General features: G+C 70.2%; 10 protein-coding genes. 9 read left to right on the plus strand and 1 reads right to left on the minus strand.

Annotation, left to right across the window (positions count from 1 at the left end):
- Positions 1–56 precede the first annotated feature (56 nt).
- The 8 genes from rfbA to MHY20_RS03500 all read left to right on the plus strand — a co-directional run bounded on the left by rfbA (position 57) and on the right by MHY20_RS03500 (position 9,345).
- Complete coding sequence (rfbA, locus tag MHY20_RS03460; RefSeq protein WP_239374805.1) at positions 57–932, plus strand: glucose-1-phosphate thymidylyltransferase RfbA; 876 nt, start codon at positions 57–59, stop codon at positions 930–932.
- Positions 933–961: 29 nt separating this feature from the next.
- Positions 962–1,978 carry a dTDP-glucose 4,6-dehydratase gene (rfbB, locus tag MHY20_RS03465; RefSeq protein WP_239374808.1) on the plus strand — a complete coding sequence of 339 codons (1,017 nt, stop codon included), beginning with the start codon at positions 962–964 and terminating at the stop codon, positions 1,976–1,978.
- 40 nt (positions 1,979–2,018) lie between these two features.
- Entirely contained in the window at positions 2,019–3,530 is a 1,512-nt protein-coding gene (locus MHY20_RS03470; protein WP_239374810.1) for a bifunctional dTDP-4-dehydrorhamnose 3,5-epimerase family protein/NAD(P)-dependent oxidoreductase, read from the plus strand.
- 134 nt (positions 3,531–3,664) lie between these two features.
- Positions 3,665–4,180, plus strand: a complete 516-nt coding sequence (locus MHY20_RS03475) for an ImmA/IrrE family metallo-endopeptidase (RefSeq protein WP_239374812.1) — start codon at positions 3,665–3,667, stop codon at positions 4,178–4,180.
- Between the two features lie 17 nt (positions 4,181–4,197).
- Entirely contained in the window at positions 4,198–4,551 is a 354-nt protein-coding gene (locus tag MHY20_RS03480) for a hypothetical protein (RefSeq protein ID WP_183376403.1), read from the plus strand.
- A gap of 86 nt (positions 4,552–4,637) precedes the next feature.
- On the plus strand, positions 4,638–5,708 hold the full coding sequence (locus MHY20_RS03485) for a MoxR family ATPase (protein WP_239374814.1): 1,071 nt from the start codon (positions 4,638–4,640) through the stop codon (positions 5,706–5,708).
- The gene (locus tag MHY20_RS11580; protein WP_275436499.1) at positions 5,702–6,892 is read left to right on the plus strand and encodes a DUF58 domain-containing protein; all 1,191 of its coding nucleotides are present in this window, start codon (positions 5,702–5,704) and stop codon (positions 6,890–6,892) included. The genes MHY20_RS03485 and MHY20_RS11580 overlap by 7 nt, the downstream gene beginning before the upstream one ends.
- Entirely contained in the window at positions 6,889–9,345 is a 2,457-nt protein-coding gene (locus MHY20_RS03500; protein WP_239374816.1) for a DUF3488 and transglutaminase-like domain-containing protein, read from the plus strand. Before MHY20_RS11580 ends, MHY20_RS03500 begins: the two co-directional genes overlap by 4 nt.
- On the opposite strand, the gene MHY20_RS03505 is transcribed toward MHY20_RS03500, so the two are convergent.
- Positions 9,287–10,765, minus strand: a complete 1,479-nt coding sequence (locus MHY20_RS03505; RefSeq protein WP_239374818.1) for an NAD(P)/FAD-dependent oxidoreductase — start codon at positions 10,763–10,765, stop codon at positions 9,287–9,289. The two genes, MHY20_RS03500 and MHY20_RS03505, sit on opposite strands and share 59 nt — an antisense overlap.
- A 341-nt stretch (positions 10,766–11,106) precedes the next feature.
- On the opposite strand from MHY20_RS03505, the gene MHY20_RS03510 reads away from it, so the two are divergent.
- Positions 11,107–13,566, plus strand: coding sequence for a 5'-nucleotidase C-terminal domain-containing protein (locus MHY20_RS03510; protein ID WP_239374820.1), 2,460 nt, complete (start codon positions 11,107–11,109; stop codon positions 13,564–13,566).
- Positions 13,567–13,645: the final 79 nt, after the last annotated feature.

Raw genomic sequence — 13,645 nt, forward strand, 5'->3', positions numbered from 1 at the left:
GGCGACAAGTGCTTGAGCGTCCGGTCAGGAAGTGACCCACGCGGTAGGCTGGCCTCATGCGCGGAATCATCCTGGCCGGGGGCACCGGCTCACGCCTGCACCCCCTCACCATCGGCGTCTCCAAACAGCTGATGCCGGTGTACGACAAACCGATGATCTACTACCCGCTGACCACCCTCATGCTCGCGGGCATCAGCGACATCCTCATCATCACCACCCCCGAGGACCAGGCCGCGTTCCAGCGCCTCCTCGGTGACGGCTCCCGCTTCGGCATCACGCTGGAGTACGTCACCCAGCCCTCACCCGACGGACTCGCCCAAGCCTTCGTCCTCGGCGAGGACTTCCTGCAGGGGGAGGGTGCCGCCCTGATCCTCGGCGACAACCTGTTCTACGGCCAGGGCATGGGCACCCAGCTGCGCCGCTACGCGGACGTGGACGGCGCCGCCGTGTTCGGCTACTGGGTGAGTGACCCCACCGCGTACGGCGTGGTCGAAATGAACTCCGACGGCAAGGCAGTGTCCCTGGAGGAGAAGCCGCGCCAGCCGAAGTCGAACCTGGCGGTGCCGGGCTTGTACTTCTACGACTCCACCGTGGTGGACCGCGCGAAGAGCCTGACGCCGTCGGCCCGCGGGGAACTGGAGATCACCGACCTCAACCGCCTCTACCTCGAGGACGACGCCCTGCACGTGGAGGTCCTCACCCGCGGCACCGCCTGGCTCGACACCGGAACGTTCGACGACCTCGCCGCCGCCGGCGAGTTCATCCGCACCGTGCAGAAGCGCCAGGGCCTCTCCATCGGCGCCCCCGAAGAGGTCGCCTGGCGCATGGGCTACATCGACGACGACGGTCTGCGCGAGCGCGCCGAACCCCTCGTGAAGTCCGGGTACGGCCGTTACCTTCTGGATGTGCTGGAGCGCGAACGCTTCAGCTGACCATATGGTCGGCATGGCACGATAGCGGCATGGCTCCTCGCACTCTCCTCGTCACCGGCGGCGCCGGATTCATCGGCTCCAACTTCGTCCACTACGTCGCCGAGAACACCGATGACCGCGTCATCGTGCTGGACAAGCTGACCTACGCCGGCAGCCGCGACAACCTCACCGGGCTGCCGGAGGGCCGGGTCGAGTTCGTGGAGGGGGACATCGCCGATGCGGACACCGTCGGCCGCCTCGCCGCCCGCCTCACCGGCGAGGACGATGCGATCGTCCACTACGCCGCCGAGTCCCACAACGACAACTCCCTGCAGGACCCCTCCCCGTTCCTGCACACCAATATCACCGGCACGTACACCCTGCTGGAAGCCGCGCGGCAGCACGACCTGCGCTTCCACCACATCTCCACCGACGAGGTGTACGGCGACCTCGAGCTCGACGACCCGGAGAAGTTCACCCCGACTACCCCGTACAACCCGTCCAGCCCGTACTCCGCCACGAAGGCCGGATCGGACCTCCTCGTGCGCGCCTGGGTGCGGTCCTTCGGGGTGCGCGCCACCATCTCCAACTGCTCTAACAACTACGGGCCCCGCCAGCACATCGAGAAGTTCATCCCCCGCCAGATCACCAACCTGATCGACGGGATCCGCCCCCGTCTCTACGGCGCCGGCCTCAACGTGCGCGACTGGATCCACGCCGATGACCACTCCAGCGCCGTCCTCACCATCCTCGACAAGGGCGAGATCGGCGAAACCTACCTGATCGGCGCCGACGGCGAGAAGAACAACCTCGAGGTCATCCGCATGATCCTGCGCCTCATGGGCCGAGCGGAGGACGACTTCGACCACGTCCCCGACCGCGCCGGCCACGACCTCCGCTACGCCATCGACGCCACCCGCCTGCGCGATGAGCTCGGCTGGACGCCCCAGTTCGAGGACTTCGAACAGGGCCTGAAGGACACGATCACCTGGTACCGCGAGAACGAGGCGTGGTGGCGCGGCGCGAAGGCCGCCACCGAAGCGAAGTACGCCCGCACCGGTCAGTGACCCCCGGTCCTCAGCCCGCAATCGACGAGAAGGAGACGCCGTGGCGAAACCGCTGAGCGTGCACACCACCCCCATCCCCGGCCTGCTCGTGCTCGACCTGCCCGTCCACGGCGACGCCCGCGGCTGGTTCAAGGAGAACTGGCAGCGCGAGAAGATGACCGCGCTCGGCCTGCCCGACTTCGGGCCGGTGCAGAACAACATCTCCTTCAACCAGGAGGTGGGCGTCACCCGCGGCATCCACGCCGAACCGTGGGACAAGTTCATCTCGGTGGCGACCGGCCGCGTGTTCGGCGCCTGGGTGGACCTGCGAGAGGGCGACAGCTTCGGTGCCGTCCACACCCAGGAGATCACCCCCAATGTGGCGGTGTTCGTGCCCGCCGGGGTCGGCAACTCCTTTCAGACCCTCGAAGCGCCCGCCGCCTACACCTACCTCGTCAACGACCACTGGTCCGAACAGGCGCAGACGGAGTACACCTTCCTCAACCTCGCTGACGAGACCGCCGCGATCGACTGGCCGATTCCGCTGAAGGACGCGGAGCTGTCCGAGAAGGACCGCGCCCACCCGATGCTCGGCGACGTCACCCCCATGCGGCCCAGCGGCCCCGACGCCCCGGCTGCCCCCGGCGCACCCGCCGGCGGGCAGGGCGGTGGGCCCGGTGGGGGAGGAGCCGACGGGTCCGTGCTCGTCATCGGCGCGAACGGCCAGCTCGGCCGGGCACTGCGCGAGGCGTGGGCCGGTGGTCGCCGGGCCGCCGAGGGGGCCGACGGGGCACACCGTGACACCCGCTTCGTCACCCGCGACGAGCTCGACCTCGCCGACGTCGACGCGATCCGCGCCTTCGACTTCACCCCCTTCTCCGTGGTGGTCAACGCCGCCGCCTACACCGCGGTGGACACCGCCGAGACCCCGGACGGCCGGGCAGCCGCGTGGGCCGTCAACGCCCGCGGGGTCGCGGAGCTCGCCGCCGCAGTGGACCGCGCCGGGGGAGTGCTCGTGCACGTCTCCACCGACTACGTGTTCGACGGCTCCGCCGAGCTCATCAGTGAGGACGACCCCGTCGGCCCCCTGGGGGTGTACGGGCAGTCGAAGGCCGCTGGTGACGCCGCCGTCAGCGCGACCGAGCGCCACTACCTGCTGCGCACCTCGTGGGTGGTGGGCGACGGCGCGAACTTCGTGCGCACCATGGCGTCCCTCGCTGAGAAGGGCGTGGATCCGTCGGTGGTGGATGACCAGAACGGCCGCCTCACGTTCACCACGGAGATCGTCCGCGCCATCGACCACCTGCTGGAAACCGGCGCCGAGTACGGGACGTACAACGTGTCCTGCGGCGGGAAGAGCGCCACCTGGTGCGAGGTGGCGCGCCGCGTGTTCGAGCTGACCGGCCACGATCCCGCCCGGGTGTCCGGGACGAGCACGACCGAGTACTTCGCCTCGAAACCGGGCGCGGCGCCGCGCCCCCTGAACTCCGTGTTCGACCTCAGCCGGCTCGAAGCGAGCGGCTTCGAGCCCCGGGACCAGTGGGCGGCGCTCGCCCAGTACCTGCAGGGCTGAGGGGCTCGACGGGCTCACCCTGCCTCACGCCATCACTTACCCACATTCTGAACTGGAACGCTTGTTCTACTGCGTGGGGGTGGGTAGTCTGGCGACAGTGGACAGGCACTGAGCCATAGGTCAAGGGGGAAGAGATGCTCGTTTATGAGTCGGCTCGCCGAGAAGCACAGCGACTTCTCGACGATCACTGGGACGGCAACCTTCCAGTGAGCCTTGACGTAATGACCCTCGCCGTCAGCGCCTCCAAGTACGAGACGTCGATGGGCGCGGGCTTGTCTGGACTCGTCTCGAAGGAACGCGACAAGCAGCCCATCATCGCGCTCAACAGCGATGAGTCCGCGCCTCGGAGACGCTTCACCTGGGCCCACGAAATCGGCCACATCGTCGAGCGTGACCGGGTGGCGCATGACCGTGACTACTCCTTCACAGAGGCGCGCGGGCAGAAGTATGACCTGCATGAGTTCTTCGCCGATGAGTTCGCGGGTGCTCTTCTCATGCCGCAGAGCGAAATCCTGTCCATGTCTGCCCGTGGTTTGTCAAACCAACACATGGCCGAAACGTTCGGAGTCTCCAGGGCTGCCGTCGCCAAGCGACTCGAGAGTTTGGCGAAGACAGGAATTGTCCCGACATCGGTGAGTTTGGCGGACTGAAGGACGCGGAGGGGGATATGAGCAAAGGCGAAGACACGCACGGACATTTCGCCGAAAAGGTCGATGTACTTGAGCAGGCTCCCGTCGATCCTATGACCAGCGGTGTCGACCTGACAGCGGAGCTGGCGATGCGTGAGCGCATTGCCAATACCCAGCGCAAGATCCTTTTCTGGTTCGTTCTCGGGACCATTGGGCTGTCGCTGGTGAGCGTTGTGGCGTTCGTGGCGCTCCTAGGGCGCGGCTTCCTCGATGTCCATCACACGGTGGCTGCCGTATTCGTGTCCGCAAACTCGATCCAGAGCTTCGTTCTTGCGGCGGTCCTCGCCCGTGGGCTCTTCGGTGACCCGGACCGCCGAATTGTACGGAAATAGCTGGGCGCCGGGCTCACCGATTCACGGCTCACCCGTCGCAACGCGCGGGTAGACTCAGCCGCACCGCACCCAGTGAAGGAGCCGCCGTGGACACTGCCGATCACGCCCCGCTGAGCGAGGCGGACGCCGCCTGGGTGCACACCCTCACCACCGACCTCACAGGCGAGGTGGAGAAGGTCATCGAAGGCAAGCACGCCGCCGTCCGCTCCATCATCCACTGTCTGCTGGCCGCCGGACACGTGCTCATCGAAGACGTCCCCGGAGTCGGCAAGACCATGCTCGCCCGGGCGCTCGCCACCGCGCTCGACGCCACCGCCCAGCGCCTTCAGTTCACCCCCGACCTCCTGCCCGGGGACATCACCGGTGCCAGCATCTTCAACCAGGCCACCCGCGACTTCGAGTTCCGCCCCGGCGCCGTGTTCACCCACATCCTCCTGGCCGACGAGATCAACCGCGCCTCCGCCAAGACCCAGTCCGCGCTCCTCGAAGCCATGGAAGAGCACGCCGTCACCGTGGACGGCACCACCCACCGCCTCGACGACCCGTTCATGGTGATGGCCACCGCCAACCCCCTGGAGATGGCCGGCACGTTCGACCTCCCCGAAGCCCAGCGCGACCGCTTCCTCATGCGCCTGTCCCTCGGCTACCCCGACCCGGGCAGCGAACTGCGCATGCTGCGCACCCAGACCACCAGCGGCCCCCGCGCCGACAGCCCCCTGCAGCGCGTCCGGCCCATCTCCACCACCACCGACATCGCTCGTGCGCTCGCCCTGGTGTGCCGTGTCCACACCTCCGAGGCGCTCCTCGGGTACGTGGTCGCGCTCGCGGACGCCACCCGCCGCCACAGCGAGATCATCATGGGAGCCTCCCCGCGCGCCGCCGTCCACCTGGTGCGCGCCGCGAAGGCCACCGCCGCCTGCGACGGCCGCACCTACGTCACGCCGCAGGACGTCCGGGCGAACCTCACCGAGGTGTGGGCGCACCGGCTGCACCTGGTGCCGTCGGGCCCCGTGGACCATGCCCGCGCCGCCGATATCCTCGCTGACATCACCGGCACCGTCCCCGTCGCCGGCACCCACGCGGGCCCGGCACCCGTCGGCGCTGCGGCGGCTCAGCCCGCCGCCACGGGCCGTGGGGCGTCGGCGCCGGAATGCTGACGAAGCGCGGCGCCGGCTGGCTCATCATCGCCGCCGCGCTCTGGATCGGCGGCATCATCACCGCAGTCTCCACCGCCTGGACCTTCGCCGCTGTCATGCTCGCGGCGTTCGTCGCCTGCGCCGTCCTCACCCAGGTCGTGGTGCGCGTCGCCAACGCCACCCGCACGGTCCGCACACCGCTGCCGATCCAGCGCGGCGAGGCCGTCACCATCGACGCCGCGGTGCGTCCCCGCTGGCTCACCGGCCTCGTCGGCACCGCCACCACCGCCGGCATCAGCACTGTCCAGCGGTTCCATCGCCGCGGCCACCACGAGCTGCCCGTGATCGTGCTGCAGGCTGTGGACCCGCTCGGCCTCACCCGCGCCCGCCGCACCGTGGACGACGGCGCCGCCATCACCGTGACGCCGCGCCTCCTGGCCCTCGGCCGACTCACCTCCGGCACCGGGGCCGACGGGGACTCCACCGCCTCGGTCCGCACCGGCCGCGGTGATGCGTCGCCGCTGCCGCGGCCGTCGGAGCCGGGGGACGACATCCGCCGCATCCACTGGAAGGCCACTGCCCGCGCCGGGACGCTGATGAGCCGAGAAGAGGAACAGCCCGAATCCGCCCGCGTGGTGATCCTCGCCGACACCGCCGGTCCCGCCGTCGACTCCACGCCGGGCCCCGCCACCGAAGGCGAGCAGACCGAGCAGGCGGAGCGGGCCGAGCAGTCGGAGCAGGTGATGGACGCCGCCGCGTCCCTCGAGCGGGCCCTGCGCACCGACGGCGCACACGCGCGCATCATCGAGATGCCGGGGGAGAGCAGTGCACCGATCACCGGCGCGCCTGCAGCAGCGATCCCGCCCGTGACCGCTGACCGGGAAGCGCTGCTGATCGTCATCACCGCCGCGCCCGACGCGGAGACCGGCGCAGCCCGCGCCGACGCGATCACCCGCAGCACCGCCTCCAGGAAGATCCGCACTCTCGTCATCCTGCCCACCGACGGCGCCGACGCCGCCCACCAGACCGCGCGCATCGCCGATGCTGCGCGAACGCTGCTGGCTCCGCACCCGTCGCCGGGGGTCTCCGTCGGCCCCGCCGCAGGCTCGATCGCCGCGCACGCGGCCGCCCCTGCCTCTGCCGCCGCTTCCGCCGCCGCGTCGACGGTCGTCACCACGACCGCTGTCCGCGAGGTCGGCGCATGAGCATTCCCGCGCGTCGCCGTCCCGCCGCCCGCCCCACAGCGCCGCGCCGGGCCGGCCGCACCACCACCGCCCGCGCCCTGGTCCGCGAGTCCGTGCGGGCCGCCCTGCTGTGGCTCACGCTGATGCTCGCCTTCCTGCCGCTGGCTCAGCTGTTCCAGCACCCGATGCCGCTGATCGGCACGGTCGCCGCCGGCCTCATCGCTGTCGGTGTGGTGGGCCGCGCCGTGCCGCGCCTGCGCCGCTTCACCCCGCCGGCGCAGATCCTTCTGCTTCTGATCGCCGTCGGCACCTGGATGCACCGCGCCGGCATCGGCCCCTCCGGCCTCGTCGATCCCGGCGCGTGGAAGGAGGCGATCATCGGCGTGTTCCGGACGGCAGGGCAGCAGCTGTCCGCCGAGGTGCCGCCGGTGGCACTGTCCCCGCACCTGGTGGCGCTCGCCATCCTCGTGGTCGGGCTCGTGACGCTCATCGCCGAGATCGTGCTGATGGACATGCGCCGCGCCCTCGGCGCCTCCATCGTCCCGCTGACCCTCGGGCTCGTGCCCGCTCTGCACATCCCGGACCCGCCGTTCAGCCTGCTCATCGCCCCCGCCGCCGGCGCCCTCGTCATCCTCGCCGCCGACCCGCTCACCCGCCCGGCACCCATCGGCGCAGCACCCGTCGGCGCAGCGCCTGACGGCGGGGCCGTTGCCGGCCCGGCACCCGTCGGCCCCCGCCCCACCAGCGCCGCCGCCCGCGCGGTGCCCGCCGTCGTCGCCGCCCTCGTGATCGCGCTCGCGCTGGCCGCCGCACCGCTCGCCGCCGACCGCGGCAGCCTCGGCATCCGCCCCAGCCACCCCCTCAGCCTGGAGCGGCTCGCCCGCGCCTCCGGCGGACCCGGCCTGCCCGGCCTCGCCGCCACCGATTCCATCTCCGTGCGCCGCTCCCTCACCGACCAGAAGGAGCACACCGTCCTCACCTACACCGTGTCCGGGCCGGCTCCGGACGGCGACTACCTGCGGGTCCACACCCTCACCCGCTGGGACGGAGAAGAGTTCACCTCCCCGGACGACATCCCCGTCCGCGACCCGCAGCTCATCTACCCCGACCGGTCCGACACCCCACGCGACGGTCTCGCCACCTACACCGTGACGCTCCACCAGCTGCGCAGCGACCGCGTCCCCACCCCTCCGCGGCCCGTCCGCCTCGACCCGCAGGCCGGGGTCGACGCCGTCCTGCCCCGTGATGTCGACGAAGCCACCGCCTCCGACGGCGCCACCAGCGACCTCACCGACCTCACCTACCGCGTCACGACGGTCGCCGGGCAGCCCACCGCCGAGGACCTCGCCGCCGTCACCGACGACGACATCCACCGCGTCGCCCCACCCGTCGCGGTCCAGATCGCCCCCAACCCGCAGGTCACTGCGCTCGCGGAGAAGGTCCGCGCCGAATCCGGCGCCACCACCCCGTTCGAGACCGCGCGGGCGTTCGAGCAGCACTTCCACACCGGCTACACCTACTCCCTGGACACCGTCACCCCGCCCGGCGCTGACCCCCTCACCAGCTTCCTCGAGGACCGCACCGGCTACTGCGAACAGTTCGCCGCCGCCTTCGCGCTGATGATGAACGCCGAGGGGTACCCCACCCGCGTCGTCGTCGGCTACACCGGCGGCACGAAGAGGGGCGACCACTGGGAGGTCACCAACCGCAACGCTCACGCCTGGCCCGAAGTGTGGTTCGGAGAGGACTACGGCTGGGTCCGCTTCGAACCCACCCCACCCGCCGGCGGCGTCGGCATCGAACCCCTCGAGAGCCTCAGCACCGAACCCGATGCCGGCCAGGGCACGGCCACCCCCACCGCCAGCCCCAGCACCAGCGCGTCGACGTCCCCGTCGGCCGAGCCCACCACGACCGACGCAGCCACCACGCCCACCAGCGCCACCACCGGCGCGACCGCGGGCACGGGGGAGGGCCGCCGGGGTGAGCCGACGGGTGCCGGCCGTGCCCTGCTCATGACCGCCGTGGCCATCGCCGCTGCCGCCACCGTTCTCGCCGCTGTCCTCTGGGTGCGCCACGGCCGACGGGGCCGTGCACAGCGTGAGCGCAACCGCGCCTGGGACCGAGCCCTCGCCTCAGACACCCCCGACGAGGTCGCTGCGGTGCTCGCCCTCGCCGAAGCCCGCCGGTTCGCGGCACAGCGCGGCGCCGTCTGGGACAGCGTCGCGGACCCGGACCGGGCGCTGCAGCGCCTCGCGACAGACCTGCGGAACCGGGAGGATTCCGCGAATCCGTCGGCCGCCCTCGGCGAGCTCGCCGAGCTCGTCATGCCGGCACTGTACGGGCATAAAGAAGCGCGGACCCGCCGCGACGATGCGCAGCGGATCCGCGAGCTCTCCGATCAGATCGAGACGGACCTCAGGCGAGGCCGTGGCCGTCCTCCGGGTTCGCCCGGTGCGACGGGTGGTCAGCGGTGAGCTCACCGCGTTCACGGCGGGAGCCCTCCCGGTACGAGAACGGCTTGCCGGCGCTGAAGCCGAAGCGACGCTTCGAGGAGTGCTTCGCGAACTCCTTGCGCGCCCGGTTCGAATCGACCTCGCCGATCACCGGGTTCGGCTGACTGAACGTGGTGCCCATCCCCGCGTACAGCGAGATCAGGTTCGTGGAGACGGCGCGGCGGTTGCGGGCGCCCAGCAGGTTCATCACGTGCACACCCATCCACGCCCACCAGCCGACGGAGCCCGTCAGGTCCGGCGCCTTCTCGAACGGCAGCTGCGTGATCGCGGCGTGGCGACCGATTGTGGCCATCGTGCCCAGATCCCGGTACGCGAACGGCGCATTGGCCGGCTTCCCATCGACCTCCGCGCTGATCAGCGAGGCCACATGCTTGCCGGACTGCATCGCCGGCTGCGCCAGCATCGGCAGGGCCTCATCCTGCGCAGCCACGTCACCGATCGCGAAGATGTTCCGGAAGCCCTTCACCCGCAGGGTGTCGTCCACCTCGATGCGGCCGTTGTCGCGGCGGGGCACGCCCCACCGGTTGATCTCGTCATCGGCGCCCACACCGACGGCCCAGATCGTGATGTCCGATTCGATGACGGTGTCGTCCTGCAGCGTCAGCGAGTCGTAGCCGACCGACTTCACGCCGCGGCCCAGCAGCAGCTCCACCTTGCGCTTGAGCAGCTCATCGGCCGCGTACTCCTGCAGGTTCTCGTTGAAGTCCTTGATCAGGGCCTTGCCGCGCTGGATCAGCGTGATCTGCAGCGTGCCCGGGTCCATCTCCGGGTAGAGCACATCCAGCTCCTGCTGGCGGAAGTCCGCGAGCGCACCGGCGATCTCCACACCGGTGGCGCCGCCGCCCACCACGGAGATGTGCAGCTTGTCGTTCGTGCCGGTCTCCGACAGCTGGGAGGCGCGCTCCAGTTCGGCGAAGATGCGGTCGCGGATGTCGATGGCCTGGCTGCGGGTGTACATCGGCATCGCGAACTCCTCAGCACCGGGGGTGTTGAAGAAGTTGACGGTGGCGCCGTTGGCGAGGACCAGGTAGTCGTAGGAGATCTTCTGGCGGTCGTGGAGGGTGACGGTCTGCTGCTCGGTGTCGACCGCGCGGACACGGCCCTGGCGGAACCGCATGTTCGGCACCTTCAGCTGGAGGCCGCGCAGGAACATGGTGACGTCGCCCGGGTTCAGACCGGCGGTGGCGACCTGGTAGAGGAGCGGCTGGAAGGTCTTGTAGACGTTCTGGTCGATGAGGGTGACGCGCACCCGCGCCTTGCGCAGCCCGAGGACGGCGTTCGCGCCGGCGAATCCACCGCCGACGATCACGACATGGGGCCAGTTGCGGCCGTTGGTTGCGGGTTTGGTGCGTCGGCGGAAGCTTCTCTTGGCGCGGTCCATGGTTCTCCTTCGCAGCGAAGTGTCGGCGCCGCGGCGGCAGGGGAGTGTCTCGCCCGGCTGCACATGCGTGGGCATCGCCCGGGTGGGGCGGGCCCCGTCGGCTCTCCTCTCGATAGTAGTAGGGCCCTAGGTCCTCACCAACTCACCCGGCGGGCCCAGTGGCGGACTCGGCTGCGACTGCGTCACACCCAGTGTGAACAGCGGGTGTCCGCCATATGACCAGATCCAGTGGATTCTCAGGAAAGGGAGACAGGGGGTGCTTGACGGGTGTTGGATGGATGCGAGTCTTCCCCTCATATCCCCCTTTCGCCCCGTGCACGCACCCCTCCAAGGACACCGACATGTCTGACCACGCGCGTCCCGCAGCATCCCGCCGTCTGAGCACCATCGCGGCGCTCACCCTCGCCGCCGGGCTCCTCAGCCCGATGAGCGGCGCCCTCGCCGCCGAGGGCGATGAGGTCACCCTCTACGGCATCAACGACTTCCACGGCCGTCTCTCCAAGTCCGGCGCGGACCTGGCCTGCACCATCGAGAAGGAGCGCGCCAAGGACGGCGACTCCCTGCTCCTCTCCGCCGGTGACAACATCGGCGCCTCCGAGTTCACCTCCTTCATCGCCCAGGACATCCCCACCATCGACTACCTGAATGCGCTGGAGCTGCCGGTCACCGCCGCCGGCAACCACGAGTTCGATCAGGGCATCGACGACCTCACCGGCCGCGTCAGCGACCGCGCCGACTTCGAGCACCTCGGCGCCAACGTGCGTGACAAGAGCACCGGCGAGCGTCTCCTGCCGGCCTACACCATCGTCACCACGGAGGACGGCAAGAAGGTCGCCGTGATCGGCGCCGTCACCCAGTCCACCGCCACCCTCGTCTCCCCGGGCGGCATCAAGAACGTGCAGTTCACCGACCCGATCGAGGAAGTGAACACGGCCGTTCAGGAGCTGAAGGACTCCGGCGAGCAGTACGACATGATCGTGGCGAGCTACCACGAGGGCGGCGGGAAGGACGCCGCCGGTGACGGCGTGCAGCCGGATCCGCTCACCAAGAGCCTGGAAGCCATCATGAACGGGACCTCGCCCGAGGTCGACGCCATCTTCACCGCCCACACCCACAAGTCCTACGCGTTCGACGCCCCCACCCCCGGCGGCGACGGCATGCGCCCGATCATCCAGACCGGCTCCTACGGCGCGAACCTCGGCGCCGTCACCCTCACGGAGCAGGCCGACGGGTCCTACAGCGTGAAGAAGGGCTCCGCCCACCTCATCTCCACCAAGGGAGCCGCCGAGGGCGAGGACTGCGCCCAGTTCCCCCGCTTCGTGAAGGCGAACCGGATCATCGAGGACGCTGAGGCGTTCGCGAAGGTCGAGGGTGAGAAGCCCGTCGGCTCCATCCAGGGCGACATCACCACCGCGTTCAACGCGGAGCGCGCGGAGTACCGCGACGGTGTGTGGTCCCTGAAGGCCGGCCAGACGCAGGAGAAGGGCGACGACCGCTCCGCCTCCTCGGCGCTCTCCAACCTGAATGCTGATGCGCTCGTGTGGGCGACCCAGCAGGACGAGTCCGCCGGCCCCACCGCCGACATCGGTGTGATGCTGCCCGGCTCGGTCCGCGCCGACCTCCTGTTCGCGCAGTCCGCTCGGAAGGAGGGCGACGGGGTCGTCACCTTCCGCGAAGCGAACGACGTCACTCCGTTCGCCAACAACGTCAACACGGTGGAGCTCACGGGCGCGCAGCTGTACACGATGCTGGAGCAGCAGTGGCAGCCGGAGGGTGAGAGCCGCGACTACCTCCAGCTGGGCCTCTCCAAGAACCTCGAGTACACCTTCGATGCGTCCGCGCCGAAGGGTGAGCGCATCACCTCGGTCACCCTGGACGGCAAGCCGATCGACGAGAACGCGACCTACACGGTGGCGGTGCAGAGCTTCCTCGCTGAGGGCGGCGACAACTTCACCGTCTTCGCTGAGGGCGCCAACAACACGGACTCCGGCATGGTCGACCGTGACGCCTGGATCGGCTACCTGCGTGCCCACAAGGACATCGCGCCCGACTTCTCGCAGCGCGGCATCGGCTTCCAGGTGCTGAAGGGCGAGGACGGCGCCGTGCCGACGGGCAGCAAGGACGATCCGTGGACCGTGCGCGTCACCAACCTGCACTCCACGTCGCTCGGTGCCCCGCAGATCACCGAAGCGATCATCACGATCGACGGGCAGGAGTTCCGCGCCCCCTACCAGCAGGATGAGGAGACCGGCGAATGGTTCGCCGACGTCTCCGTGCACGCCCCGGAGTGCTCCGCCTCCGGCAACGTGGACGCCCTGGTGACGGCGGTGCCGGACACCGGCACCGAGGTCGCCTACCCGGTGACGATCGAAGGCGGCGACGGCTCCGGGTGCGAGGCTCCCGGTGAGGGCGAGCAGCCCGGCGACGGCGACCAGCCGGGCGAGGAGACCCCCGCTCCCGGTGACGGCGACGACGACGGCGGTCGGGCCCCCGCTCCCGGTGACGGCGACGACCAGGGCGAGGACGGCGACGACCAGGGCGGTCAGGCCCCCGCACCGAAGCCGACCAAGCCCGCACCGGAGCCGTCCGCCCGCCCCGTGGCCGACGGATTCCAGACCGACGTGACCCCGAAGCCGACGGTCAGCGCCACCGAGTCCGAGGCCGACACCTGGCCCTCCGACACGGACCAGCTGCCCCGCACCGGTGCGGAGATCGCCCCGTACCTCACCGTGGGCGGTGTGCTCATCGCCGTCGGTGTGGGCGCGGTGATCCTGTCGCGCCGCTTCTTCAGCCGCGACTGATTCGGCCGCCGGCAGACCTTCTCGGTCGCAACTGACCCGGCCGGTCCAGCAGCGCGAAGCGCCGCGGTCCCCCTGATCC

The organism is Helcobacillus sp. ACRRO (genome assembly GCF_022347125.1).
GTDB classification, from domain to species: Bacteria; Actinomycetota; Actinomycetes; order Actinomycetales; family Dermabacteraceae; genus Helcobacillus; species Helcobacillus massiliensis.

Excerpts from the sequence above, each read along its gene's own strand:
- rfbA (WP_239374805.1), top strand. The coding sequence starts at position 57 with ATGCGCGGAATCATCCTGGCCGGGGGCACCGGCTCACGCCTGCACCCC.
- rfbB (WP_239374808.1), top strand. The coding sequence starts at position 962 with ATGGCTCCTCGCACTCTCCTCGTCACCGGCGGCGCCGGATTCATCGGC.
- MHY20_RS03475 (WP_239374812.1), top strand. The coding sequence starts at position 3,665 with ATGCTCGTTTATGAGTCGGCTCGCCGAGAAGCACAGCGACTTCTCGAC.
- MHY20_RS03480 (WP_183376403.1), top strand. The coding sequence starts at position 4,198 with ATGAGCAAAGGCGAAGACACGCACGGACATTTCGCCGAAAAGGTCGAT.
- MHY20_RS11580 (WP_275436499.1), top strand. The coding sequence starts at position 5,702 with ATGCTGACGAAGCGCGGCGCCGGCTGGCTCATCATCGCCGCCGCGCTC.
- MHY20_RS03500 (WP_239374816.1), top strand. The coding sequence starts at position 6,889 with ATGAGCATTCCCGCGCGTCGCCGTCCCGCCGCCCGCCCCACAGCGCCG.
- MHY20_RS03505 (WP_239374818.1), bottom strand. The coding sequence starts at position 10,765 with ATGGACCGCGCCAAGAGAAGCTTCCGCCGACGCACCAAACCCGCAACC.
- MHY20_RS03510 (WP_239374820.1), top strand. The coding sequence starts at position 11,107 with ATGTCTGACCACGCGCGTCCCGCAGCATCCCGCCGTCTGAGCACCATC.